Genomic DNA, 25,883 nt, shown 5'->3' on the forward strand with positions numbered 1-25,883 from the left:
CGGCGTGTCCGCGTCGGGGCGGGGAGTGACAGGGGTGGCGGGCCGCGCGTGACCAGGGCCTTTTCCGGGCGGCGGGCGGCGCCCCGGCCGGACGGACGCCGCACGGGTTCGGACCGGACCATGGCCGGACCAGGAACCCTGGTGCCATGCTGAGCGTTGTTCCATGCGCGCGGACTCGCTTAGACTCCGCCGATGCCGCCCCTGTCGGCAGCATCCCTACCCCCAACCATCAGGCCGCTCCCCATCGCGGTCGCGTGAAGGAAGTACCGACCCGTGAGTCTCGTGACCCTCCTCCCGTTCATCGTGCTCATCGGGGCCATGTTCCTGATGACCCGGTCGGCGAAGAAGAAGCAGCAGCAGGCCGTCGACATGCGCAACCAGGTCCAGCCCGGTAGCGGTGTCCGCACCATCGGGGGCATGTACGCGACGGTCAAGGAGGTCAGTGAGGACACCGTCCTCCTCGACGCCGGCCCGGGGGTGGAACTGCTCTTCGCCAAGAACTCGATCGGTGCCGTTCTCACCGACGACGAGTACAACCGCATCGTCCACGGCGTCGAGCACGACCTGAAGTCCGACGCCGACGTCGTCCCCGACGACGCCTCCTCGCTCACCGACGCCCCCGCGGCCGACGGTGCCGCCGCCGACGCCGCCTCCGGCGACCGGCCCGTGGACTTCGGCAAGAAGGACCAGGCCGACCAGGCCGACCAGGCCGACGCGACCGGCGTGGACGGGGAGAAGGCCGCCGGGACCGATGCCGCTCAGGCCGCCGACGCGACCGCCGAGGGGGAGCAGGCCGCCGCGACCGGCGACGCGCCGAAGAAGACCGACGAGGGCGACTCCGACGCGAAGAAGTAGCCACGTCCCCGGTGCGCGCGGCCCGCTACCGCGCGTACGGGGGCGCGCGCGATCTCGCACGTAGGCGATCCCGACACCATGCCATGGCCGTCGCCGCGCTGACCCGGCGCGAGGCGGCCCGAGAGGGAGTACGAGAAGGTGGCAGCACCTAAAAAGGGCCGGAGCGCGAACGCCCAGAGCAAGCCGGGGCGCGCGCTGGCCCTGATCCTGATCGCCATCGTGGCGCTCACCGGAGGCATGTTCCTCTCCGGTCACACGACTCCGCGTCTCGGCATCGACCTTGCCGGCGGTACGAGCATCACGCTCAAGGCGAAGGCCGACCAGGGGTCGGCGATCAACAAGGCCAACATGGACACCGCGGTCGAGATCATGAACCGCCGTGTCAACGGTCTCGGTGTCTCCGAGGCGGAGGTGCAGACCCAGGGCGACAGCAACATCATCGTCAACATCCCCAAGGGCACCAACTCCAAGGAAGCCCGGGACCAGGTCGGCACCACCGCCAAGCTGTACTTCCGTCCGGTCCTGGCCCAGGAGGCCACCGGCGGCCCCGCGGCCGACCCCTCCGCGAGCCCGTCGGCCAGCGGCTCCGGCGCGCCGAGCCCGTCCCCGAGCACGAGCGAGAAGTCTTCGCCGTCGGCGTCCGCCCCCTCCTCGTCCCCGTCGGCGTCCGCCACCTCCCAGGGCCGTCCCGTCACCGACGCCCTGAAGGCGACCACCTCGCCCTCGCCGTCCGCGAAGGCATCCGACGCCCCCACCCCCTCGGCCACCCCGAGCGCCTCCGCCGACGACGCCGCGCTCCAGGCGCAGTACGCCGCCTTGGACTGCACCGACAAGGAGGCGCGGCTCGCCGCCGGTGACGGCGCCAAGCCGGAGAAGTCCACCATCGGCTGCGGCCAGATGCAGGGCGTCTGGTACAAGTACCTGCTCGGCCCCGCGGCCGTGGACGGCACCGAGGTCGACAAGGCCCAGGCCGTCTACGACACGCAGACCGCCGCCGGCTGGCAGGTCACGATGAAGTTCAACAACAAGGGCGCCAAGAAGTTCGCCGACATCACCGGCCAGCTCGCCCAGAACCAGCAGCCGCAGAACGAGTTCGGCATCGTCCTCGACGGCGAGGTCGTCTCCAGCCCCTACGTCAGCTCCGCCATCACCGGCGGCCAGGCGCAGATCTCCGGCAGCTTCACCCAGGACGAGGCCCAGGGCCTCGCCAACATGCTCTCCTACGGCGCCCTGCCCCTCAGCTTCGAGGAGCAGAGCATCACCACCGTCACCGCCGCCCTCGGCGGCGACCAGCTGCACGCCGGTCTGCTCGCCGGTGCCATCGGCCTCGCGCTGGTCATCATCTACCTGGTGGCGTACTACCGCGGTCTGTCGCTCATCGCGATCGCCTCGCTGCTGGTCTCCGCAGCACTGACCTACGTCCTGATGTCGCTGCTCGGCCCGACCATCGGCTTCGCGCTGAACCTCCCGGCCGTCTGCGGCGCCATCGTCGCCATCGGCATCACCGCGGACTCGTTCATCGTGTACTTCGAACGCATCCGGGACGAGATCCGCGAGGGCCGCTCTCTGCGCCCCGCCGTCGAGCGGGCCTGGCCGCGCGCCCGGCGCACCATCCTGGTCTCCGACTTCGTGTCGTTCCTCGCCGCCGCGGTCCTCTTCATCGTCACCGTCGGCAAGGTCCAGGGCTTCGCGTTCACCCTCGGCCTCACCACCGTCCTCGACGTGGTCGTGGTCTTCTTCTTCACCAAGCCGCTGATGACGCTGGCCGCCCGCCGCAAGTTCTTCGCCCAGGGCCACAAGTGGTCCGGCCTCGACCCGAAGAGCCTCGGCGCCCAGCCGCCGCTGCGCCGCACCCGCCGTCCCGCCGGTCCCGCGGGCCCCGTCGAGACCAAGGAGGCGTGAGCGATGTCGAAACTCGGCAACATCGGCGCCCGGCTGCACCGTGGCGAGATCAGCTACGACTTCATCGGTCACCGCAAGCTCTGGTACGGCATCTCGATCCTGATCACCATCACGGCGATCGTGGGCCTCGCGGTGCGCGGCCTGAACATGGGCATCGACTTCCAGGGCGGTGCCGTCTTCACGACCGGCAAGCACATGAGCGTCTCGGTCTCCCAGGCGCAGGAGACCGCCGAGGAGGCGGCCGGTCACGAGGCGCTCGTCCAGAAGCTCGGCGACGGCTCGCTGCGCATCCAGATCGCCGGCATGGACACCAAGCAGTCCGACTCCGTCAAGGAGACCCTGGCCGAGGACTTCAAGGTCAACCCGGAGTCCATCGCCGCCGACCTGGTCGGCCCCAGCTGGGGTGAGCAGATCGCCAACAAGGCCTGGCAGGGCCTGGCGATCTTCATGGTGCTGGTGGTGATCTATCTGGCGATCGCCTTCGAGTGGCGCATGGCCATCGCCGCCCTGATCGCCCTGATCCACGACATCACCATCACCGTCGGCATCTACGCCCTGGTCGGCTTCGAGGTCACACCGGGCACGGTGATCGGTCTGCTGACCATTCTCGGTTACTCGCTGTACGACACGGTCGTCGTCTTCGACTCCCTCAAGGAACAGACGAAGGACCTCACCAAGCAGTCCCGGTTCACCTACAGCGACGTCGCCAACCGGTCGATCAACAGCACCCTGGTGCGGTCGATCAACACCACCGTCGTGGCGCTGCTGCCGGTCGCGGGTCTGCTGTTCATCGGCGGCGGCTTCCTCGGGGCGGGCACGCTCAACGACATCTCGCTGTCGCTGTTCGTCGGTCTCGCGGCCGGTGCGTACTCCTCGATCTTCATCGCCACGCCGCTGGTCGCCGACCTCAAGGAGCTGGAGCCGCAGATGAAGGCCCTGCGCAAGCGGGTCCTCGCCAAGCGCGCCCAGGCCGACGCCGAGGAGGAGAACGCGGCCGCCCGCGGCTACGACCGCCAGGGCGACGCCGACGGGTACGACGGTGACGACGACCCGGACGACGCCGCCGCGGCGGTCGTCGGCCCGCGCAGCCGGTCCGCGTCCCGCAGCCGGGGCCGGGGCCGCCCGTCGGGCAAGCGCCGATGACGGACCGCACCGGCCTCAGGGAGCTGCTGCTCGGCCGTATCCGTGACGTGGCCGACCATCCGGAGCCCGGCGTGACGTTCAAGGACATCACGCCGCTGCTCGCGGACCCGGCGGCGTTCGGCGCGCTCACCGACGCCCTCGCGGAGACGGCGCGGCGCACCGGCGCCACCAAGGTCGTCGGCCTGGAGGCCCGGGGCTTCATCCTGGGCGCCCCGGTCGCCGTCCGCGCGGGCCTCGGCTTCGTCCCCGTACGGAAGGCGGGCAAGCTCCCCGGAGCGACCCTCGCCCAGGCCTACGACCTGGAGTACGGCTCGGCCGAGATCGAGATCCACGCCGAGGACCTCACCGCCGACGACCACGTCCTGGTCGTCGACGACGTCCTCGCCACCGGCGGCACCGCCGAGGCCTCCGTCCAGCTGATCCGGCGGGCGGGCGCCCGCGTCGCGGGCGTCGCCGTCCTGATGGAACTCGGCTTCCTGAACGGCCGCCCCCGTCTGGAGGCGGCCCTCGACGGCGCCCCGCTGGAGGCCCTGCTCACCGTCTGACACCGCCGTCACCGGCACGCGCACGCCCCGGAGGCGGGCACCGGAGGAATCCGGCGCCCGCCTCCGGCGTTGTACCCGGCACCGCGCTCCCCACGGTCCGAAGGGGACCCCGCAGCGCGGGATCGCTACGATGGGTGCTCCGGAACCTGACCGGGGGACCCGGATCGCGCACGAGGAGCCCTCTTGCCAGACGAGGCCCAGCACCTGACCGCCGCCAAGCCCGAGTCCGCCTCGGCGCCCGCGGCCACGCCCGCGTCGCACCCGCAGGACGACACGCACGGGCCGGTCGAGCACGACCGCTCCGCGCCCGCCGACCGCCAGGCCGAGGAACCCCGTCTCAAGCCGGCCCCGCCCGAGCGCCCCGCCGCGGCCACGCCCGCCGCCCGGCCCTCCGCCGCGCCGCAGCAGCCGTCCCGCTCGGGCTCCTCCAACCGCGTCCGGGCCCGGCTCGCCCGTCTCGGTGTGCAGCGCGCCAACCCGTACAACCCGGTCCTGGAGCCGCTGCTGCGGATAGTGCGCAGCAACGACCCGAAGATCGAGACGGCCACTCTGCGCCAGATCGAGAAGGCCTACCAGGTCGCGGAGCGCTGGCACCGCGGCCAGAAGCGCAAGAGCGGCGACCCGTACATCACGCACCCGCTGGCCGTGACGACGATCCTCGCCGAGCTGGGCATGGACCCCGCGACGCTGATGGCGGGCCTGCTGCACGACACCGTCGAGGACACCGAGTACGGCCTCGACGACCTGCGGCGCGACTTCGGCGACGTGGTCGCCCTCCTCGTCGACGGTGTCACCAAGCTGGACAAGGTCAAGTTCGGCGAGGCCGCGCAGGCGGAGACCGTGCGCAAGATGGTCGTCGCCATGGCGAAGGACCCGCGCGTCCTCGTCATCAAGCTCGCCGACCGCCTCCACAACATGCGCACCATGCGCTACCTCAAGCGCGAGAAGCAGGAGAAGAAGGCGCGCGAGACCCTGGAGATCTACGCGCCGCTCGCCCACCGCCTGGGCATGAACACCATCAAGTGGGAACTGGAGGACCTCGCCTTCGCGATCCTCTACCCCAAGATGTACGACGAGATCGTCCGGCTGGTGGCCGAGCGGGCACCGAAGCGTGACGAGTACCTGGCCATAGTGACCGACGAGGTCCAGGCCGACCTGCGGTCCGCCCGCATCAAGGCCACCGTCACCGGCCGCCCCAAGCACTACTACAGCGTCTACCAGAAGATGATCGTCCGCGGCCGGGACTTCGCGGAGATCTACGACCTGGTCGGCATCCGCGTCCTCGTGGACACCGTCCGCGACTGCTACGCGGCGCTCGGCACCGTCCACGCGCGATGGAACCCGGTCCCCGGCCGGTTCAAGGACTACATCGCGATGCCGAAGTTCAACATGTACCAGTCGCTGCACACGACGGTCATCGGCCCCAACGGCAAGCCGGTCGAGCTGCAGATCCGCACCTTCGACATGCACCGCCGCGCCGAGTACGGCATCGCCGCGCACTGGAAGTACAAGCAGGAGGCCGTCGCGGGCGCCTCCAAGGTCCGCACCGACGCCCCGAAGACCACCGGCAAGGGCAAGGACGACCACCTCAACGACATGGCGTGGCTGCGCCAGCTGCTGGACTGGCAGAAGGAGACCGAGGACCCGGGCGAGTTCCTGGAGTCCCTCCGCTTCGACCTGTCCCGCAACGAGGTCTTCGTCTTCACCCCCAAGGGCGACGTCATCGCGCTGCCCGCCGGGGCGACCCCGGTGGACTTCGCGTACGCCGTCCACACCGAGGTCGGCCACCGGACCATAGGAGCCCGCGTCAACGGCAGGCTCGTGCCGCTGGAGTCGACCCTGGACAACGGCGACCTGGTGGAGGTCTTCACCTCCAAGGCGGCCGGCGCGGGTCCCTCCCGTGACTGGCTCGGGTTCGTCAAGTCGCCGCGCGCCCGCAACAAGATCCGCGCCTGGTTCTCCAAGGAGCGCCGCGACGAGGCGATCGAGCACGGCAAGGACGCCATCGCGCGCGCGATGCGCAAGCAGAACCTGCCGATCCAGCGCATTCTGACCGGCGACTCCCTGGTGACGCTGGCGCACGAGATGCGCTATCCGGACATCTCCTCGCTGTACGCGGCGATCGGCGAGGGCCATGTCGCCGCGCAGAACGTCGTGCAGAAGCTGGTGCAGGCGCTCGGCGGCGAGGAGGCCGCGACCGAGGAGATCGACGAGGCGGTCCCGCCGTCGCACGGCCGCGGCCGCAAGCGGCGCTCCAACAACGACCCCGGTGTCGTCGTCAAGGGCGTCGACGACGTGTGGGTGAAGCTGGCCCGCTGCTGCACCCCGGTGCCCGGCGACCCGATCATCGGCTTCGTCACCCGGGGCAGCGGTGTCTCGGTGCACCGCAGCGACTGCGTCAACGTGGACTCCCTGTCCCGCGAGCCGGAGCGCATCCTGGAGGTCGAGTGGGCGCCGACCCAGTCGTCGGTCTTCCTGGTCGCCATCCAGGTCGAGGCGCTGGACCGCTCCCGGCTGCTGTCGGACGTCACACGCGTGCTGTCCGACCAGCACGTCAACATCCTCTCGGCGGCCGTGCAGACCTCCCGCGACCGGGTCGCCACCTCGCGGTTCACCTTCGAGATGGGCGACCCGAAACACCTGGGCCACGTCCTGAAGGCCGTCCGCGGCGTGGAGGGCGTGTACGACGTCTACCGGGTGACCTCGGCCCGCAGGCCGTGACGTCCGGGACACACAGGAGCCGACGGGGGAGCGGGGGAGCGGCATGGGCGGCGGCCCGGCGGGACACGGAGCGCGCGGCGGGGAGCGGGACGGGCCCTGGGACGGCCCGGAGGGTGCCTTAGCCGACGCCGCCGCGCTGGTCGCCGGACGCTACCGCCCGGTCCGGCTGCTCGGCCGGGGCGGCATGGGCGTCGTCCACGAGGCGGAGGACACCCGCCTGGACCGCCGGGTCGCCCTGAAGCTGCTCACCGCCGTCGAGGGCCTCGCTGACGACAGCGAGGCCTGGGACCGCTTCCGCCGCGAGGCGCGCGCCCTGGCCCGCATCGAGCACCCCGGCGTCGTCACCCTGTACGACAGCGGGGTCCACGACGGCGTCCCGTACCTGGTGATGCAGGTCCTCGACGGGATCACCCTCGCCGACCTGGTCGCCGCCGGTCCGCTGCCCACCGAGGTGGTGAGCACCGTGGCCTTCGGCATCGCGGAGGCCCTGGAGGCCGCGCACGCGGCCGGGGTCCTGCACCGGGACGTCAAGCCCACCAACGTCGGCATCACCCGCAGCGGACGCGTCGTCCTCCAGGACTTCGGGCTGGCCCGGCTGGCGGGCGAGGCCGTCATCACCCGGACCGGCGCCCTCGTCGGCACCCCGCAGTTCATGGCCCCCGAGGCGATGCGCGGCGCCCTGCCGGAACGCGCCGCCGACTGGTACGGCCTCGGTGTCTGCATGTACCTGATGATCACCGGCGACCTGCCCTTCGGCCGCACCGTCGACTTCGGCGCGATCATGGAACGCGCCCTCGGCGACGGGGTGCCCCCGCTGGAGGGCGCCCGCTGGGACCACCCCGAGTCGCTGACCCGGCTGGTGGACGCCCTGTGCCGCCAGAACCCCGCCCTGCGCCCCCGCGACGCCGAGACCGTCCGCGAAGCCCTCGTGCCGCTCACCTACGGCGGTACGGAGGCGCTGGCGGCCCTGGTGACCGGACGGGCGCGCGAGGCCGCCGTACGGGGCATGGAGGCGGCGGGCAGCAGGCTGATCCGGCTGACGGGACTGACCGGGCTGACCGGGCCCGCGGACCTGGCCGAACTGGCCAGGCCCCACGGGCTCCCCGAGGCCGCGGAGGCACCGGTGCCCGCGCGTGAGGGGCAGCCGGAGGAGGCCGACGAGGAGGCACCCGAGTACCTCTGGGCCGAGGGCGTGGCGGCCCCCGTGACCGGGGAACTCGGCCAGGACCCGTTCCGGCCCGCCACCCTCAGCGACACCACCCGCCGGATCGTACTGGGCAGCATGACCCCGCAGAGCGCGCTGTCCCGGCAGCGCGAGGCCGTCACCCTGGTCCTGCGCGGCCGCCTCCAGGAGGCGGCGCAGATGCTGTCGGTCGTCGTCCCGGTCTGCCTCTCCGCCCTCGGCCCCGACCATCCGACCACCCTGACCAGCCAGTACTGGCAGGCCGTCTGCCTGGCCCGGCTCGACGCCGGCCGCGACGCGCTCGACCTCTTCTCCCGCGTCAACCGGCGCGTGGCCCGACGATCGGACGGACCCGATGACTGACCCCGGCGCGGCCCTCACCGTGGCCCTGGACGCCGACGGCACCGAGGACGACCTGCGGTCCCTGCTGCGCTGGCTCCGCGAGGACACCACCGTCCCCGCGCGCGCCCACGTCGGCGGCGCCCCGCCCCCGCCCGGCTCCATGGGCACCGGCTTCGACGTGCTCCAGTTCGCCGTCTCCGGCGGGCTGGCCGCCGGGGCGCTGCTGGTCTCCGTCCTCCAGTGGCAGACCTCCCGCCGCCGAGCCCCCGCCGTCACCCTGCGCCGCGGCGGCATCGAGATCCTCCTCACCGCGGACGCGGCCCGCGACGAGGAGTCGGTACGGCGCCTCGTCGCCCTCCTCGACGAGACCGCCGCGCCCGCCCCCGCGGCCCCCGTCGCCCTGCCCGCCCCGCGCACCGAGGGAAGCGGAGGCGATGACGGCACTCCCTGACCCGGCCAGGTCGCGGGCCGTGCTCATCGGCACCGCCTCCTACCGCCACCTGCCGCAGCTGCCCGCCGTCGAGGCCGGTGTCGTGGACCTCGCCGCCGAACTGTGCGACGCGACCGTCTGGGGGCTGCCCGTCCAGCACTGCACGGTGATCACCGACCCGCTCAGCCCGCAGACCATCCTCGACCCCGTGCACCAGGCGGGCGACGAGGCCACCGACACCCTGCTGGTGTATTTCGCCGGGCACGGCATGCGCGACGCCGAGTCCGCCGACCTCTACCTCGCCCTCGGCGACTCCCGCGAACACCTCGGCTACACCGCCGTCGCCTACCAGCACCTGCGCTCCGCCCTGCGCGCCTCGCGGGCCCGCCGCAAGGTCGTCGTCCTCGACTGCTGCTTCAGCGGCCGGGCCGCCCGCGCCCTCTCCGGCGGCGACGTCCTGGCCGCCGAGGCCGCCGTCGACGGCGCGTACGTGCTCACCGCCTCGCCCCGCGACCGGATCGCGCTCGCCCCCGACGGCGAGCGCTACACCGCCTTCACCGGCGAACTCCTCACCGTCCTGCGCCAGGGCGTCCCCGACGCGCCCGAGCTGATCGACCTCGACACGCTCTACCGGGTGCTGCTGGAGCGGCTGCGCGCCAAGAACCGCCCGCTGCCGCAGCACTCCCAGGAGAACGGCGTCGGACGGCTCCCGCTGGCCCGCAACAAGGCGCGCGCCGGACGCCGCTCCCCGGCCGGACCGGTCCTCGCCGCCGACGTGCGCGCCGCGATGGTCGCCACCGGCCTCGCCGTGGCCCGCCTGCTGCGCGCCGAGGGCAACACCCGTGACGCGCTGCCCGTGCTGCGGCTCGCCCTCCAGGAGCAGCAGAACGCGGGCACCGAGGGCGACCTGCTCACCGTCCAGCTCGAACTCTCCGCACTCCTCGCCGAGACCGGCCAGGTCAGGGAGGCCATCGAGGTGCTGGAACTCGCCTTCCAGCAGGTCCACAAGGTGTACGGCCCCGAGGCGGTGCTGGTCTGCCGCCGCCTGGCCGACCTGCTCCAGGAGTCCGGCAACCACCTCCAGGCCTGCGAGGTGCTCAAGCACGCGCTCGACCTCAGCGAACACGGGGCGCCGGGGCGCGGCTGACCGGGGCCCGCCCGCCCCGAGCCCGCCCCAGGACGCGCCCCCCGGACGCGGGACGCCTCCGGACGCGGAACGGCCCGGCACGTGGTCACCCACGGCCGGGCCGTATCCGTACATCGGGACGTCACATCGGGTCATCGGGGCGGCGCGCCGCGGCGCGCCCCCCGCTGCCGCCGGGTGATCAGCCGCCGAACTCCTGGAGCCCCTTGAGCGCTTGGTCCAGCAGCGCCTGACGGCCCTCCAGCTCGCGCTCCAGCTTGTCCGCGCGCGCGGTGTTGCCCTGCGCGCGGGCCGTCTCGATCTGCGAGCGCAGCTTGTCCACGGCCGCCTGGAGCTGACCCGTCAGACCCTCCGCGCGGGCGCGGGCCTCCGGGTTGGTGCGGCGCCACTCGGCCTCCTCGGCCTCCTGGATCGCCCGCTCCACCGCGTGCATCCGGCCCTCCACCTTCGGCCGGGCGTCGCGCGGGACGTGACCGATGGCCTCCCAGCGCTCGTTCACCGCCCGGAACGCGGCACGCGCCGTCCGCAGATCCGTCACCGGGAGGATCTTCTCGGCCTCCTCGGCCAGCTCCTCCTTCAGCTTCAGGTTCTCCGTCTGCTCGGCGTCCCGCTCCGCGAAGACCGAGCTGCGGGCGGCGAAGAACACGTCCTGGGCGCCGCGGAAGCGGTTCCACAGGTCGTCCTCGTGCTCGCGCTGCGCGCGGCCCGCCGCCTTCCAGTCCGACATCAGCTCGCGGTAGCGCGCGGCCGTCGGACCCCAGTCCGTCGAGCCCGACAGGGACTCGGCCTCGGCGACCAGCCGCTCCTTGGCCCGGCGGGCGTCCTCGCGCTGCGCGTCCAGCTGCGCGAAGTGCCCCTTGCGCCGCTTGGAGAACGCCGACCGCGCGTGCGAGAACCGGTGCCACAGCTCGTCGTCCGACTTGCGGTCCAGCCGCGGCAGGCCCTTCCAGGTGTCCACCAGGGCCCGCAGCCGCTCACCGGCCACCCGCCACTGGTCGGACTGGGCCAGCTGCTCCGCCTCCGTGACCAGGTCCTCCTTGGCCTTGCGGGCCTCGTCGGACTGCTTGGCGCGCTGCTGCTTGCGCTCCTCGCGGCGGGCGTCCACCGTCTCCACCAGCTTGTCCAGCCGGGTCTTCAGCGCCGCCAGGTCACCGACGGCGTGATGCGCGTCGACCTGCTCGCGCAGATGACCGATGGCCACCTGGGCGTCCTTGGTCGACAGGTCGGTGGTCTTGACTCGCTTCTCGAGGAGGCCGATCTCCACAACCAGGCCCTCGTACTTGCGTTCGAAGTAGGCCAGCGCCTCCTCGGGGGAGCCCGCCTGCCAGGAACCGACGACCTGCTCGCCGTCGGCCGTACGCACGTACACGGTCCCCGTCTCGTCGACGCGGCCCCACGGGTCGCTGCTCACAGCGCCTCCTCCACATGATGCCGCCGAGGGGCTTCGGCGCCCCCGGGCATCGTCCACAGTTTCGTCACGGCCAACATAGGCGACCGGCGGGCCGCCTGTCCGCATCCAGCGCGAGGCAAATCGGCAGATGACCGCGCTGGTCGCGGCAGGCGCGCCCGCCGACGCGCCCTACGCCTTGGTGACCGTCGCCTTGTCGATCACGACGGTCGCGTTCGGGGCCCCGTCACCGGCGCCCGTGTTCTCGCCCGCGCCCGCGATCTTCTTCAGGACGGCCAGACCGTCCGCCGAGATCGTGCCGAACGGGGTGTAGCTCGGCGGGAGCTGGCTGTCCTGGTAGACCAGGAAGAACTGGCTGCCGCCGCTGCCCGGCTGGCCGGTGTTGGCCATCGCGACGGTGCCCGCCGGGTAGACGTTGTTCTTCAGGGTCGCGTCCTTCAGGTTCTCGTCCGGGATCGTGTAGCCCGGACCGCCGCTGCCGCTGCCCGTCGGGTCGCCGCACTGGAGGACGTAGATGCCGTTGGTGGTGAGCCGGTGGCACTTGGTGTGATCGAAGTAGCCCTTGCCCGCGAGGAAGTCGAACGAGTTCACGGTGTGCGGGGCGGCCGACGCCTTCAGCGCGATGTCTATGTCACCGCACGTCGTCGCCAGGTTCAGCGTGTACTTCGCCTTCTTGTCGATCGTGACCGCGGGCTCCTTCTTGAAGGTCTGCGTCTTCACCTCGCCCGCGGCGGGCTTCGCGCAGGGGTCCTTCACCGGGCTCGGCTTGGGCGTCGGGCTCGACTCGGCGCTCGCGCTCGAATCCTTGCCGTCGTCCTTCAGCACGCCCGTCGTGTAGAGCGCCACGCTGCCCACCAGGATCACGCCCAGGACCGACGCGATCACCGAGTTGCGCACGCGCGCCTTGCGCCGCGCCTCCGTGCGGCGCTGCTGCTGCCGCAAGAACTTCTCCCGGGCGAGCTGACGCTTGCGCTGTTCCTGGGTGACCACCGGGTTCTCTCCTCATGCGTCTCGTATGTCCACCGTTACGCGTGCGTCCTGTGAGCCGAGCGCCTGCGTGTGCCCCGTACCGTATATGGGTTACCTGAGGATTCGGCAGCGCCGGTAGGCTCTGACGGGCGGACGGGGCCCGATCCGTGCCCCCGGACCTCCGCGGTCCGCCCGGACGAATCCGCCCCTGCCGCCCGAACCGCTCCTATCAGCCGTAACAGCTGTATCGGCCGTATCCGCCGTATCCGCCGTATCCGCCGTACCGAGACACACCGAGGACGACCGTGCTCATTGCCGGGTTCCCCGCCGGGGCCTGGGGGACGAACTGCTATCTCGTCGCCCCCGCCCCCGGAGAGGAGTGCGTGATCATCGACCCGGGCCACCAGGCGGCCCCCGGAGTTGAGGACGTGATCAGGAAGCATCGGCTGAAGCCCGTCGCCGTGATCCTCACCCACGGCCACGTCGACCACGTCGCCTCGGTCGTCCCCGTCTGCGGCGCGCACGGCGTCCCCGCGTGGATCCACTCCCGCGACCGGTACATGCTCAGCGACCCCGAGAAGGGCCTCGGCCGCGCCATCGGCATGCCGCTGATGGGCGAGCTGACCGTGGGCGAACCGGACGACCTGCGCGAGCTGACCGACGGCGCCGCGCTGGAACTCGCCGGCCTGGAACTCTCCGTCGCGCACGCGCCAGGTCATACCCAGGGGTCGGTGACCTTCCGGCTGCCCGAGGCGGCGGACATCCCGTCCGTCCTGTTCGCGGGCGACCTGCTGTTCGCCGGCTCCGTGGGACGCACCGACCTGCCCGGCGGCGACCCGGCCGACCTGCTCGACTCGCTGGCCCGGGTCTGCCTGCCGCTCGACGACTCGACCGTGGTGCTGTCCGGCCACGGCCCCCAGACCACCATCGGCCAGGAGCGCGCCACCAACCCGTATCTGCGGCAGGTGGCGGCCGCCGGCCCGGGAGCGCGCCTCGACGCTCCCCGACGAGGAATGTGACGAGAGACCTTCCGTGAGCACCTTCAAGGCCCCCAAGGGCACCTACGACCTGATCCCGCCGGACAGCGCCGCCTACCTGGCCGTCCGCGAGGCGATCGCCGCCCCCCTGCGCACCTCCGGCTACGGCTACGTCGAGACCCCCGGCTTCGAGAACGTCGAACTCTTCGCGCGCGGCGTCGGCGAGTCCACCGACATCGTCACCAAGGAGATGTACGCCTTCGAGACCAAGGGCGGCGACCGCCTCGCCCTGCGCCCCGAAGGCACCGCCTCCGTGCTGCGCGCCGCCCTGGAGGCCAACCTGCACAAGGCGGGCAACCTCCCGGTCAAGCTCTGGTACTCCGGCTCGTACTACCGCTACGAGCGCCCCCAGAAGGGCCGCTACCGCCACTTCTCGCAGGTCGGCGCCGAGGCGATCGGCGCCGAGGACCCGGCCCTGGACGCCGAGCTGATCATCCTGGCCGACCAGGCGTACCGCTCGCTGGGGCTCAGGAACTTCCGCATCCTGCTGAACTCGCTCGGCGACGCCGAGTGCCGTCCCGTCTACCGGGCCGCCCTCCAGGACTTCCTGCGCACCCTCGACCTCGACGAGGAGACGCTGCGCCGGGCCGACATCAACCCGCTGCGCGTCCTCGACGACAAGCGCCCCGACGTGCAGAAGCAGCTCACCGACGCCCCGCTGCTGCGCGACTACCTGTGCGACGCCTGCAAGGCGTACCACGAGGAGGTCCGCGAGCTGATCACGGCGGCCGGGGTCGCCTTCGAGGACGACGCCCGGCTCGTCCGCGGCCTCGACTACTACACCCGCACCACCTTCGAGTTCGTCCACGACGGCCTCGGCTCGCAGTCCGCCGTCGGCGGCGGCGGCCGCTACGACGGCCTCTCCGAGATGATCGGCGGCCCCGCGCTGCCCTCGGTCGGCTGGGCCCTCGGCGTCGACCGGACCGTCCTCGCCCTGGAGGCGGAGGGCGTGCGCCTCTCCCTGCCCGCCGCCACCAGCGTCTACGCCGTCCCGCTCGGCGAGGAGGCCCGTCGCGTCCTGTTCGCCAAGGTCACCGAACTGCGCAAGCTGGGCGTCGCCGCCGACTTCTCGTTCGGCGCCAAGGGCCTCAAGGGCGCCATGAAGAACGCCAATCGCAGCGGCGCCCGCTACACCGTCGTCGCCGGGGAGCGCGACCTCGCCGAGGGCGTCGTCCAGCTCAAGGACATGGAGTCCGGTGAGCAGACCGCGGTCGGCGTCAACGAGATCGTCGCGGAGCTGGAGTCGCGGCTCGGCTGACCGCCCGCCGCTACCACATGTGCGGGCGGGCGCCGGACACCTCCAGGGGGTCCGGCGCCCGCCCGTTCGCCGTACGCCCCCGTCCCGCCCCGGCCCCTGGCCGGAACCGAACACTTGACCTTCCGCTCACCTTCATCCTTATGTGGAGCGAACGGTGCCGTCACAGGTCGGTGCGGCACAATGGCCCGTGCCCGAGGACAATCCAAGTCTCAAGCAACGGATCGGCGTGATGAGCAAGACGACAGTCAAGGACGTCTCCACGGAACCCGACCCCAGGTCCGGGTCCGCGTCCGCCGCCGCGACGGCGGGCCCGGCACGGACGGTCGGCGCGAGCCGCGCCTTCGCCCTGCTGCTGGTGATCACCGGCGCGGCCGGTCTGCTCGCCGCCTGGGTCATCACGATCGACAAGTTCAAGCTGCTGGAGGCGAAGGTCGAGGGCAAGACCTTCACCCCCGGGTGCAGCCTCAACCCGGTCGTCTCCTGCGGCAGCGTCATGGAGAGCGACCAGGCGTCCGCCTTCGGCTTCCCCAACCCGATGCTCGGCCTCGTCGCCTACGGCGTCGTCGTCTTCGTCGGCATCAGCCTGCTGACCCGGGCCCGCTTCCCGCGCTGGTACTGGCTCACCTTCAACGCGGGCACCCTCTTCGGGGTCGGCTTCTGCACCTGGCTGATGATCCAGTCGCTGTACCGCATCAACGCCCTGTGCCTGTGGTGCTGCCTCGTCTGGGTCGCCACCATCGTCATGTTCTGGTACCTGACCTCGTTCAACGTGCGCAACGGCTTCCTGCCCGCCCCGAACTGGCTCAAGGGCTTCTTCGGCGAGTTCACCTGGGTCCTGCCCGTGCTGCACATCGGCATCATCGGCATGCTGATCCTGACCCGCTGGTGGGAGTTCTGGACCAGCTGACCCCCGGCCGCGCGCCGGTGCCGCCCGCACCCGGCGGCACCGCCCCGGCCCCCTCGGGCCGCCGGACCGCCCCCACCGGCCGGACCGACCGGCTCCCGCGTCCGGGCCGGTCCGCCCGCGCCGTCACGGTTGTCAGTGGGCTGTTCTAGGGTTTCAGGGTGGAGCCCGATCTGTTCACCGCCGCAGCCGAAGAACGCCAGGAGAAGGACCCCGCCGGGAGCCCCCTGGCCGTCCGCATGCGCCCGCGCACCCTCGACGAGGTCGTCGGCCAGCAGCACCTGCTGAAGCCCGGCTCCCCGCTGCGCCGCCTGGTCGGCGAGAGCGCCAAGGGCCCTGCCGGAGTCTCCTCGGTCATCCTCTGGGGCCCGCCCGGCACCGGCAAGACCACCCTCGCCTACGTCGTCTCCAAGGCCACCGACGCCCGCTTCGTGGAACTCTCCGCGATCACCGCGGGCGTCAAGGAGGTCCGCGCGGTCATCGACGGCGCCCGCCGCGCCTCCGGCGGGTACGGCAAGGAGACCGTCCTCTTCCTCGACGAGATCCACCGCTTCAGCAAGGCCCAGCAGGACTCCCTGCTGCCCGCCGTCGAGAACCGCTGGGTCACCCTCATCGCGGCCACCACGGAGAACCCGTTCTTCTCCGTCATCTCCCCCCTCCTCTCCCGCTCCCTCCTGCTCACCCTCGAACCGCTCACCGACGACGACCTGCGCGGCCTGCTGCGCCGCGCCCTCACCGACGAGCGCGGCCTCAAGGGCGCCGTCACCCTCGCCGGGGACACCGAGGACCACCTCCTGCGCATCGCGGGCGGCGACGCCCGCCGCGCCCTCACCGCGCTGGAGGCCGCCGCCGGGGCCGCCCTCGACAAGGACGAGACGGAGATCACCCTCGCCACCCTGGAGGAGACGGTCGACCGCGCCGCCGTGAAGTACGACCGCGACGGCGACCAGCACTACGACGTCGCCAGCGCCCTCATCAAGTCGATCCGCGGCTCCGACGTCGACGCCGCCCTGCACTACCTGGCCCGCATGATCGAGGCCGGGGAGGACCCCCGCTTCATCGCCCGCCGCCTCATGATCTGCGCCAGCGAGGACATCGGCCTCGCCGACCCCACCGCGCTGACCACCGCGGTCGCCGCCGCCCAGGCCGTCGCCATGATCGGCTTCCCCGAGGCCTCCCTCACCCTCGGCCACACCGTCATCGCCCTCGCCCTGGCCCCCAAGTCGAACTCCGCCACCACGGCGATCGGCGCCGCCCTGGAGGACGTCCGCAAGGGCCTCGCCGGGTCCGTCCCCCCGCACCTGCGCGACGGCCACTACAAGGGCGCCGCCAAGCTCGGCCACGCCCAGGGGTACGTGTACCCCCACGACCTCCCCGAGGGCATCGCCGCCCAGCAGTACGCCCCGGACGCCCTCAAGGACCGCACGTACTACACCCCCACCCGGCACGGCGCCGAGGCGCGGTACGCGGACGCCGTCGAGTGGACCAGGAAACACCTCGGTCGTAAGCCCTCCTGAGCACCCTGTAGACTCCTGCGAAGTGCTGAGTCCCGTGTCCGGCCCCTCACAGAGCCGGCACCACCAGAACGGGACATCCAGCCGGAGCCCCGGTCCGCCGGGATCTCCAGGAGCGTCGCGCACCCGTCGAACAGGTGTCGCGGGCAGCCCACCACCGTCCGGGATTCCGGAACAGGTCGGTGGGCCACTCGCGTGCTGCACGTATGTGCCCAGACCAGGGAGCGGCTGCCCGCCCCGTCCGCAGGGACGAGGAGGGTTTCCCCGGCTGCGGATGCGACCTCCCTAACCCTGGTGAAGCCGTATTCGCATCAGAGACAGAGGTGTTCGGTTCCATGGCGAACCAGTCCCGCCCCAAGGTCAAGAAGTCGCGTGCCCTCGGCATCGCGCTGACCCCGAAGGCCGTCAAGTACTTCGAGGCCCGCCCCTACCCCCCGGGTGAGCACGGCCGCGGCCGCAAGCAGAACTCGGACTACAAGGTCCGTCTGCTGGAGAAGCAGCGTCTGCGCGCGCAGTACGACGTGTCCGAGCGCCAGCTCGTCCGCGCCTACGAGCGTGCCTCCAAGGTCCAGGGCAAGACCGGTGAGGCCCTGATCATCGAGCTGGAGCGTCGCCTCGACGCCCTGGTCCTGCGTTCGGGCATCGCCCGCACGATCTACCAGGCCCGCCAGATGGTCGTCCACGGCCACATCGAGGTCAACGGCCAGAAGGTCGACAAGCCCTCCTTCCGCGTCCGTCCCGACGACGTCGTGATGGTCCGCGAGCGCAGCCGCGAGAAGACCCTCTTCTCCATCGCCCGTGAGGGCGGCTTCGCCCCCGAGGGCGAGACCCCGCGCTACCTCCAGGTGAACCTCAAGGCCCTGGCGTTCCGCCTGGACCGCGAGCCGAACCGCAAGGAGATCCCGATCATCTGCGACGAGCAGCTGGTCGTCGAGTACTACGCCCGCTGATCCACCGGCGGCCGCAGCGACCTCGCGCCCGAACCCGCCGTCCCTCCCGCCCCTCCGGCGGGCGGGACGGCGGGTTCCCGCGTCTGCGGCCCCGGCCCGCCGCCCGCCTGCCCGCCCGCCCGCCGGGTATTCCGGTACAGAGCGGCAGCCCCGGCGCGATAGGCTCGGGGAACGACTTTTCCGAAGCAGAGGCACGTCTCAGGGAGCGGGTGCGCAGTGTCCGGTGGAGAGGTGGCAGGCCTCCTGGTGGCCGTGTTCTGGGCGATCCTGGTCTCCTTCCTCGCCGTGGCGCTGGTGAGACTGGCCCAGACGCTCAAGGCGACCACCCGGCTCGTCGCGGACGTCACCGAACAGGCCGTCCCGCTCCTCGCGGACGCCTCCGCGACGGTGCGCTCCGCGCAGACCCAGCTCGACCGGGTCGACGCGATCGCCTCCGACGTCCAGGAAGTCACCTCCAACGCCTCCGCCCTCTCCACCACCGTCGCCTCCACCTTCGGCGGCCCCCTGGTGAAGGTCGCCGCCTTCGGCTACGGCGTCCGCCGCGCCCTCGGCGGCCGCGGCGACCGAACCCCGGACCGGGCCCCCCGGCGCACGGTGATCGTGGGCCGGACCGTCCCCGCCCCCCGGTGGGGCAAGCGGAAGAAGGACTGAGACCAGCGATGTTCCGTCGTACGTTCTGGTTCGGCACGGGCGTCGCCGCCGGTGTGTGGGCCACCACCAAGGTCAACCGCAAGCTCCGGCAGCTCACCCCCGAGAGCCTTGCCGCGACCGCGGCCAACAAGGCACTGGAGACGGGCGCGGCCCTCAAGGACCGCGCGGTGGGCTTCGCGCTTGACGTCCGCCACAACATGGCGCGGCGCGAGGCGGAACTGGGCGACGCGCTCGGCCTCCACCACGACCCCGCACTCCCCGCGCCCCGGCGGTTCGCCGCCATCGAGAACCACCGCACGCACCCCGACAGCGAACCCCCCCGCACGTACAACCGGAATGAGGACCACTGATGGAGTCGGCCGAGATCCGCCGCCGCTGGCTGAGCTTCTTCGAGGAGCGCGGGCACACCGTCGTCCCTTCGGCGTCGCTCATCGCGGACGACCCGACTCTGCTCCTCGTCCCGGCCGGCATGGTCCCCTTCAAGCCCTACTTCCTCGGCGAGGTCAAGCCGCCCTTCGCGCGCGCCACCAGCGTGCAGAAGTGCGTGCGCACCCCCGACATCGAAGAGGTCGGCAAGACCACCCGCCACGGCACGTTCTTCCAGATGTGCGGCAACTTCTCCTTCGGCGACTACTTCAAGGAAGGCGCCATCAAGCACGCCTGGGAGCTGCTCACCGGCCCCCAGGACAAGGGCGGTTACGGCCTGGAGCCGGAGAAGCTCTGGATCACCGTCTACCAGGACGACGACGAGGCCGAGCGCATCTGGCACGACGTCGTCGGCGTGCCGAAGGAGCGCATCCAGCGCCTCGGCATGAAGGACAACTACTGGTCCATGGGCGTCCCCGGACCCTGCGGCCCCTGTTCCGAGATCAACTACGACCGCGGCCCCGAGTTCGGCGTCGAGGGCGGCCCCGCCGTCAACGACGAGCGGTACGTGGAGATCTGGAACCTCGTCTTCATGCAGTACGAGCGCGGCGAGGGCATCGGCAAGGACAACTTCGAGATCCTCGGCGAACTCCCCAGCAAGAACATCGACACCGGCCTCGGCCTCGAACGCCTCGCCATGATTCTGCAGGGCGTGCAGAACATGTACGAGATCGACACCTCCATGGCCGTCATCCGCAGGGCCACCGAGCTGACCGGCGTGGCCTACGGCGAGGCCCACGCCTCGGACGTCTCGCTGCGCGTCGTCACCGACCACATGCGCACCTCGGTGATGCTCATCGGCGACGGCGTCACCCCCGGCAACGAGGGCCGCGGCTACGTGCTGCGCCGCATCATGCGCCGCGCCATCCGCAACATGCGCCTCCTCGGCGCCACCGGCCCCGTCGTCAAGGACCTCGTCGACACCGTCATCGCGATGATGGGCCAGCAGTACCCCGAACTGGTCACCGACCGCGAGCGCATCGAGAAGGTCGCCCTGGCCGAGGAGAACGCCTTCCTCAAGACCCTCAAGGCCGGCACCAACATCCTCGACACCGCCGTCACCGAGACCAAGCAGTCCGGCGGCACCGTCCTCGCCGGGGACAAGGCGTTCCTGCTCCACGACACCTGGGGCTTCCCCATCGACCTCACCCTGGAGATGGCCGCCGAACAGGGCCTCTCCGTGGACGAGGACGGCTTCCGCCGTCTGATGAAGGAGCAGCGCGAGCGCGCCAAGGCCGACGCCCAGGCCAAGAAGACCGGCCACGCCGGTGCGGGCGCCTACCGCGAGATCGCCGACCGCGCCGGTGCCACCGACTTCGTCGGCTACACCGACACCGAGACCGAGTCCACCATCCTCGGCCTCCTCGTCGACGGAGTCTCCTCCCCGGCCGCCTCCGAGGGCGACGAGGTCGAGGTCGTCCTGGACCGCACCCCCTTCTACGCCGAGGGCGGCGGCCAGATCGGCGACACCGGCCGCATCCGGGTCGACACCGGCGCCGTCATCGAGATCCGCGACACCCAGAAGCCGGTGCCCGGGGTGTACGTCCACAAGGGCGTCGTCCAGTTCGGCGAGGTCACCGTCGGCGCCACCGCCCACGCCTCGATCGACGGCCGCCGCCGCAAGGCCATCGCCCGCGCCCACTCGGCCACCCACCTCACCCACCAGGCCCTGCGCGACGCGCTCGGCCCGACGGCCGCCCAGGCCGGTTCCGAGAACCAGCCGGGCCGCTTCCGCTTCGACTTCGGTTCGCCGTCCGCCGTCCCGACGGCCGTCATGACCGACGTCGAGCAGCGGATCAACGAGGTCCTCTCCCGCGACCTGGACGTCCAGGCCGAGGTCATGGGCATCGACGAGGCCAAGAAGCAGGGCGCCATCGCCGAGTTCGGCGAGAAGTACGGCGAGCGGGTCCGCGTCGTCACCATCGGCGACTTCTCCAAGGAGCTGTGCGGCGGCACCCACGTCCACAACACCGCCCAGCTGGGCCTGGTGAAGCTGCTCGGCGAGTCGTCGATCGGCTCGGGCGTGCGCCGTATCGAGGCCCTCGTCGGCGTCGACGCCTACAACTTCCTGGCCCGCGAGCACACGGTCGTCGCCCAGCTCCAGGAGCTGGTCAAGGGCCGTCCGGAGGAGCTGCCGGAGAAGGTCTCCGCGATGCTCGGCAAGCTGAAGGACGCCGAGAAGGAGATCGAGAAGTTCCGCGCCGAGAAGGTCCTCCAGGCGGCCGGCGGTCTCGCCGACACCGCCAAGGACGTCCACGGCGTCGCCCTGGTCACCGGCCAGGTCCCGGACGGCACCACCGCCGACGACCTGCGCAAGCTGGTCCTCGACGTGCGCGGCCGCATCCAGGGCGGACGGGCCGCCGTGGTCGCCCTGTTCACCACCGTCAACGGCAAGCCGCTCACGGTCATCGCCACCAACGAGGCCGCCCGCGAGCGCGGCCTCAAGGCCGGTGACCTGGTCCGCGCCGCCGCCAAGACCCTCGGCGGCGGAGGCGGCGGCAAGCCCGACGTCGCCCAGGGCGGCGGCCAGAACCCGGCCGCCGTGGGCGAGGCCATCGACGCCGTCGAGCGCCTCGTGGCGGACACCGCCCGGTGAGCGACGACACGGCCACGACCCGGGGCGACGGCGGCGGTCTGCGCCGCGGCCGTCGCCTCGCGGTCGACGTCGGGGACGCCCGGATCGGGGTCGCCTCCTGCGACCCCGACGGCATCCTCGCCACCCCGGTGGAGACCGTGCCCGGCCGCGACGTCCCGGCCGCCCACCGCCGGCTGCGCCAACTGGTCGAGGAGTACGAACCGATCGAGGTCGTCGTCGGTCTCCCGCGCTCCCTCAAGGGGGGCGAAGGACCGGCGGCGGTCAAGGTCCGCGGCTTCGCCCAGGAGCTGGCCCGGGGCATCGCCCCGGTCCCGGTCCGGCTGCTCGACGAGCGGATGACGACCGTGACGGCCAGTCAGGGACTGCGCGCGGCGGGGGTGAAGGCGAAGAAGGGACGTTCCGTCGTCGACCAGGTCGCCGCTGTGATCATCCTTCAGCAGGCACTGGAATCCGAACGGGTGTCAGGCACCGCACCGGGCGAGGGCGTCGAAGTGGTCATCTGATCGCGATACGGTAACGTTCCGCGCGATGCGGTGGTGTTCGAACAGCTGCCGCACAGCAGAGGCGGGACGGTAGTCGGACCGAGCGGCCGCGCGACCGCCGCGCCTCGCGGCTCTAGGGGATCGATGACTGAGTATGGCCGGGGCCCAGGCTCCGAACCGTGGCATCCCGAGGACCCGTTGTTCGGGGACGGCGGATGGGAAGGGCAGCAGCCCCACGCGGGCCATCAGCCTGCCTACGGCGGCCAGCAGCAGCACTACCCGCAGCAGCCGCAGCACCAGCAGGGCTACGGCGACTGGCAGCACCAGGGCCAGCCCCAGCCCTACGACCAGCAGCACCAGCAGCCCTACGCCCACCAGCAGCAGTCCTACGGCCAGCCGCAGCCGTACGACCCCCAGCACTACGGCGACCAGGGCCAGCAGTACGCCTCCCAGCAGCACCCCCAGTACGCCCACCAGGGCCAGCCCGCCTACCAGGAGGGCGGCTGGGACGGCACCGGCTCGCACGCCCACGTCCCGCACGCCGCCGACCCCGGTGACCCCTATGGCCAGCAGGCCGTGGCGTACGGCGCCGAGCAGCCCGACCTCTACGGCACCCCGGACGCGTACCCGCCGCCCGAACCGCCCGCCCGGCGGCGCGCGGAACCCGAGCCGGAGCCCGGACCCGGGGCCGAGCAGCCGCACCCCGACTGGGACCCCGGCCCCGAGCAGGACCAGGACGGTTTCTTCGCGGGCGGCGCCGACGAGGGCGACGAGGACGAGGCGGAACGCGAGAGCCGCGGGGAGCGGCGCAGCCGGGGCGGCAAAGGGACGAAGGGCGCCAAGAACCGCAAGAGCCGCAACGGCTGTGCCTGCCTGGTCGTCGTGCTGGTGTTCGGCGGCGGTCTCGGCGGCATCACCTATTTCGGCTACCAGTACTACCAGAATCGTTACGGCACGGCGCCGGACTACGCCGGGGACGGGAATTCCCAGACCGTCAGCGTGGAGATCCCCAAAGGCGCGGGCGGCGCCGACATCGGCCGGAAACTGAAAGAGGCCGGGGTCGTCAAGAGCGTCGACGCCTTCATCTCCGCGTTCACCAACAACGACGGCGACAAGATCCAGGCGGGCGCGTACATCCTCAAGAAGGAGATGTCCGCCGCGAGCGCCGTGGACATGATGCTCGACCCGAAGAGCCAGGCGAACGTGATGGTGACGCCCGGTCAGCGCAACGTCGTCGTCTACAAGAACATCGACGACAAGCTCGGCCTCGCCGCCGGGACCACCCGGAGCATCGCCGAGAAGGAGTTCAAGACGCTCGGCCTGCCCGCCTGGGCGAACAGCGACACCGAGATCAAGGACCCGCTGGAGGGCTTCCTCTACCCGGGCACCTACGCGGCGGCCAAGGGCATGAAGCCGACGGCGGTCCTCAAGTCGATGGTGGAGCGGGCCGACGAGGCCTACGCCAAGTACGACCTCGACGCCAAGGCGCGGTCGCTGTCGCTGGAGAACCCGCTCCAGCTGATCACCGTCGCCAGCCTGGTCCAGGCCGAGGGCAAGACGCACGACGACTTCCGCAAGATGGCGGAGGTGGTCTACAACCGGCTCAAGCCGACGAACACCGAGACCAACCAGCTCCTCCAGTTCGACTCGACCTTCAACTACCTGAAGGGCGAGAGTAAGATCCACATCAGCGAGTCCGAGATCAACAGCAATCCGGACCCGTACAACACGTACACGCAGAAGGGCCTTCCGCCGGGGCCGATCGGGAATCCCGGGGCCGAGGCGCTGGCCGCCGCGCTGAAACCGACGAGCGACGGCTGGATCTACTTCGTCGCCACCGACGGACAGAACAAGACGGAATTCGCGAAGACCTACGCGCAGTTCCAGAAGCTCAAGGAAAAGTTCAACCAGAACGCCGGTAACTGAGGTCATGAGCGACGCATCCCGGGCCGCAGAGGCCCGCCCCCGCCGCGCCGCCGTGCTCGGCAGCCCCGTCGGGCACTCCCTCTCCCCGGTGCTGCACCGCGCCGCTTACCAGTCCCTCGGCCTCACCGGGTGGACGTACGACCGTTTCGAGGTGGACGAGGCGGCGCTGCCGGACTTCGTCGCGGGGATGGGCCCCGAGTGGGCCGGGCTCTCCCTGACGATGCCGCTCAAGCGGGCGGTCATCCCGCTGCTCGACGAGATCAGCGACACGGCCGCCTCCGTCGAGGCGGTCAACACCCTCGTCCTCACCGAGGACGGCCGCCGCACCGGCGACAACACCGACATCCCCGGCATGGTCGCCGCGCTGCGCGAGCACGGCGTCGAGCGGGTCGCGACGGCCGCGGTCCTCGGGGCGGGCGCCACCGCCTCCTCGGCGCTCGCCGCCCTCGCGCGGGTCTGCGAGGGCGAGGTCGCCGTGTACGTGCGCAGCTCTGCCCGCGCCGACGAGATGCGCGAGTGGGGCCGCCGCCTCGACGTCGACGTCCGGGTCGAGGACTGGGCGGACGCCGCCGAGGCGCTGCGCTTCCCGCTGGTCGTCGCCACCACGCCCGCGGGCACCACCGACGCGCTCGCCGCCGCCGTACCGGAGCGGCCCGCCACCCTGTTCGACGTGCTCTACGACCCCTGGCCCACCGCGCTCGCCGCCCGCTGGTCGATGTCCGGCGGCGCGGTGGTCAGCGGGCTGGACCTGCTGGTGCACCAGGCGGTGCTCCAGGTCGAGCGGATGACCGGCTGCTCCGCCGCCCCCCTCGGCGCGATGCGAAAAGCGGGAGAGCACGCGCTCGCGGCGCGCTAAGATCCGCTGGGCTCCGCAGGGGGCGGTGCCCGTTCCAGGGGGTGTCAGGTTCATGTCCACTGTGTCCGTCGCGGGGTCCGTCGTCGGGTCCGGGACCGTCGAGTCCGGGGCCGGGGTGCCGCTGGCGTCCGGCAAGAGCGAGATCTTCGAGATCGTCCTGCGGTTCCTGCCCGAGTGGGTGCAGATCGCCGTGCTCGCGCTGATCGTGCTCGCCGTCGTCGCGTCGTGGGTGCTCAAGCTGAAGCGGAAGATCGACCACCGCCGGGCGGTCCGCACCGGCGTCGTCGCGCCCGCCCCGGTCACGCCGGGCGGCCAGGGCTCCGGCGCCGACCACCTCGGCGCGTGGGCCCCGCAGAACCAGCAGCCGCACGCGCAGCAGCCGCAGACCCCGCCCCGGGCCCCGGCGTCCGGCGGACCGCGCGGCGCCGACTTCCTCGGCGCCTACGCCCCGCCCCGCGCGCCCGACGCGTCCCACTGACCCCGCCGCCGGGCCCGGCACCCGTCCGCCAGATGGACCGGCGGCCGGACCGGGCCCGCGGACGTGGGAGGATCGTAGGCGGCGGGCCTGGGTCGCGCACCCGGTCACGCCGTTGCCGTACGCGAGGACGCGCGTACGCGGGGCAGTACCAGGCGCGAGCATT

22 protein-coding genes are annotated in these 25,883 nt (G+C 71.9%); 20 read left to right on the plus strand and 2 right to left on the minus strand.

The window, feature by feature from the left end; translation table 11 throughout:
* Window positions 1-273: 273 nt before the first annotated feature.
* The 8 genes from yajC (at window position 274) to ACIQPQ_RS18530 (ending at window position 10,268) form a co-directional block, all read left to right on the plus strand.
* Window positions 274-855 (plus strand): preprotein translocase subunit YajC, encoded by a 582-nt coding sequence (gene yajC / locus ACIQPQ_RS18495; protein WP_401305037.1) that lies wholly within the window; start codon window positions 274-276, stop codon window positions 853-855.
* Between the two features lie 138 nt (window positions 856-993).
* Entirely contained in the window at window positions 994-2,757 is a 1,764-nt protein-coding gene (gene secD / locus ACIQPQ_RS18500; protein WP_401305039.1) for a protein translocase subunit SecD, read from the plus strand.
* Between the two features lie 3 nt (window positions 2,758-2,760).
* Window positions 2,761-3,900, plus strand: a complete 1,140-nt coding sequence (gene secF / locus ACIQPQ_RS18505; RefSeq protein WP_401305042.1) for a protein translocase subunit SecF — start codon at window positions 2,761-2,763, stop codon at window positions 3,898-3,900.
* The gene (locus ACIQPQ_RS18510) at window positions 3,897-4,445 is read left to right on the plus strand and encodes an adenine phosphoribosyltransferase (RefSeq protein ID WP_401305044.1); all 549 of its coding nucleotides are present in this window, start codon (window positions 3,897-3,899) and stop codon (window positions 4,443-4,445) included. Before secF ends, ACIQPQ_RS18510 begins: the two co-directional genes overlap by 4 nt.
* A gap of 183 nt (window positions 4,446-4,628) precedes the next feature.
* Window positions 4,629-7,166, plus strand: a complete 2,538-nt coding sequence (locus ACIQPQ_RS18515) for a RelA/SpoT family protein (protein ID WP_401305046.1) — start codon at window positions 4,629-4,631, stop codon at window positions 7,164-7,166.
* Between the two features lie 43 nt (window positions 7,167-7,209).
* Complete coding sequence (locus ACIQPQ_RS18520) at window positions 7,210-8,712, plus strand: protein kinase (protein WP_401305048.1); 1,503 nt, start codon at window positions 7,210-7,212, stop codon at window positions 8,710-8,712.
* Entirely contained in the window at window positions 8,705-9,142 is a 438-nt protein-coding gene (locus ACIQPQ_RS18525; RefSeq protein ID WP_401305049.1) for a hypothetical protein, read from the plus strand. The genes ACIQPQ_RS18520 and ACIQPQ_RS18525 overlap by 8 nt, the downstream gene beginning before the upstream one ends.
* The gene (locus tag ACIQPQ_RS18530) at window positions 9,126-10,268 is read left to right on the plus strand and encodes a caspase family protein (protein ID WP_401305051.1); all 1,143 of its coding nucleotides are present in this window, start codon (window positions 9,126-9,128) and stop codon (window positions 10,266-10,268) included. Before ACIQPQ_RS18525 ends, ACIQPQ_RS18530 begins: the two co-directional genes overlap by 17 nt.
* Before the next feature lie 178 nt (window positions 10,269-10,446).
* On the opposite strand, the gene ACIQPQ_RS18535 is transcribed toward ACIQPQ_RS18530, so the two are convergent.
* Both ACIQPQ_RS18535 and ACIQPQ_RS18540 read right to left on the minus strand, forming a co-directional pair.
* Window positions 10,447-11,676: a DUF349 domain-containing protein gene (locus ACIQPQ_RS18535; RefSeq protein WP_401305053.1), complete on the minus strand. Its 1,230-nt coding sequence runs from the start codon at window positions 11,674-11,676 to the stop codon at window positions 10,447-10,449.
* A 168-nt stretch (window positions 11,677-11,844) separates the two neighbouring features.
* A complete protein-coding gene (locus tag ACIQPQ_RS18540; RefSeq protein ID WP_401305054.1) occupies window positions 11,845-12,663 on the minus strand; it encodes a peptidylprolyl isomerase in 819 nt (272 codons plus the stop codon).
* A 284-nt stretch (window positions 12,664-12,947) separates the two neighbouring features.
* Here ACIQPQ_RS18540 and ACIQPQ_RS18545 point away from each other — a divergent pair, with 284 nt between their 5' ends.
* From ACIQPQ_RS18545 to ACIQPQ_RS18600, 12 genes are all read left to right on the plus strand, one after another.
* Window positions 12,948-13,661, plus strand: a complete 714-nt coding sequence (locus ACIQPQ_RS18545; RefSeq protein ID WP_401305056.1) for an MBL fold metallo-hydrolase — start codon at window positions 12,948-12,950, stop codon at window positions 13,659-13,661.
* A gap of 13 nt (window positions 13,662-13,674) precedes the next feature.
* Window positions 13,675-14,937: a histidine--tRNA ligase gene (gene hisS, locus ACIQPQ_RS18550; protein ID WP_401305058.1), complete on the plus strand. Its 1,263-nt coding sequence runs from the start codon at window positions 13,675-13,677 to the stop codon at window positions 14,935-14,937.
* 229 nt (window positions 14,938-15,166) lie between these two features.
* A complete protein-coding gene (locus ACIQPQ_RS18555; protein ID WP_401305060.1) occupies window positions 15,167-15,844 on the plus strand; it encodes a vitamin K epoxide reductase family protein in 678 nt (225 codons plus the stop codon).
* Window positions 15,845-16,002: 158 nt separating this feature from the next.
* Window positions 16,003-17,358 (plus strand): replication-associated recombination protein A, encoded by a 1,356-nt coding sequence (locus ACIQPQ_RS18560; RefSeq protein WP_401305062.1) that lies wholly within the window; start codon window positions 16,003-16,005, stop codon window positions 17,356-17,358.
* A gap of 332 nt (window positions 17,359-17,690) precedes the next feature.
* Window positions 17,691-18,305, plus strand: a complete 615-nt coding sequence (gene rpsD / locus ACIQPQ_RS18565; RefSeq protein WP_383772571.1) for a 30S ribosomal protein S4 — start codon at window positions 17,691-17,693, stop codon at window positions 18,303-18,305.
* Between the two features lie 216 nt (window positions 18,306-18,521).
* Complete coding sequence (locus ACIQPQ_RS18570; RefSeq protein WP_401305064.1) at window positions 18,522-18,956, plus strand: DUF948 domain-containing protein; 435 nt, start codon at window positions 18,522-18,524, stop codon at window positions 18,954-18,956.
* Window positions 18,957-18,964: 8 nt separating this feature from the next.
* Complete coding sequence (locus ACIQPQ_RS18575; protein WP_401305066.1) at window positions 18,965-19,306, plus strand: hypothetical protein; 342 nt, start codon at window positions 18,965-18,967, stop codon at window positions 19,304-19,306.
* Window positions 19,306-21,978, plus strand: coding sequence for an alanine--tRNA ligase (gene alaS / locus ACIQPQ_RS18580; protein WP_401305067.1), 2,673 nt, complete (start codon window positions 19,306-19,308; stop codon window positions 21,976-21,978). The genes ACIQPQ_RS18575 and alaS overlap by 1 nt, the downstream gene beginning before the upstream one ends.
* Window positions 21,979-22,016: 38 nt before the next feature.
* Window positions 22,017-22,481: a Holliday junction resolvase RuvX gene (gene ruvX, locus ACIQPQ_RS18585; protein ID WP_401305248.1), complete on the plus strand. Its 465-nt coding sequence runs from the start codon at window positions 22,017-22,019 to the stop codon at window positions 22,479-22,481.
* 123 nt (window positions 22,482-22,604) lie between these two features.
* On the plus strand, window positions 22,605-24,386 hold the full coding sequence (mltG, locus tag ACIQPQ_RS18590; protein WP_401305068.1) for an endolytic transglycosylase MltG: 1,782 nt from the start codon (window positions 22,605-22,607) through the stop codon (window positions 24,384-24,386).
* 4 nt (window positions 24,387-24,390) lie between these two features.
* A complete protein-coding gene (locus tag ACIQPQ_RS18595; protein WP_401305069.1) occupies window positions 24,391-25,242 on the plus strand; it encodes a shikimate dehydrogenase in 852 nt (283 codons plus the stop codon).
* A gap of 52 nt (window positions 25,243-25,294) precedes the next feature.
* Window positions 25,295-25,720, plus strand: coding sequence for a hypothetical protein (locus ACIQPQ_RS18600; protein ID WP_401305070.1), 426 nt, complete (start codon window positions 25,295-25,297; stop codon window positions 25,718-25,720).
* The last annotated feature ends 163 nt before the right edge of the window (window positions 25,721-25,883 follow it).

The organism is Streptomyces sp. NPDC091281 (assembly GCF_044757425.1).
In the GTDB taxonomy this organism is placed as follows: Bacteria; Actinomycetota; Actinomycetes; order Streptomycetales; family Streptomycetaceae; genus Streptomyces.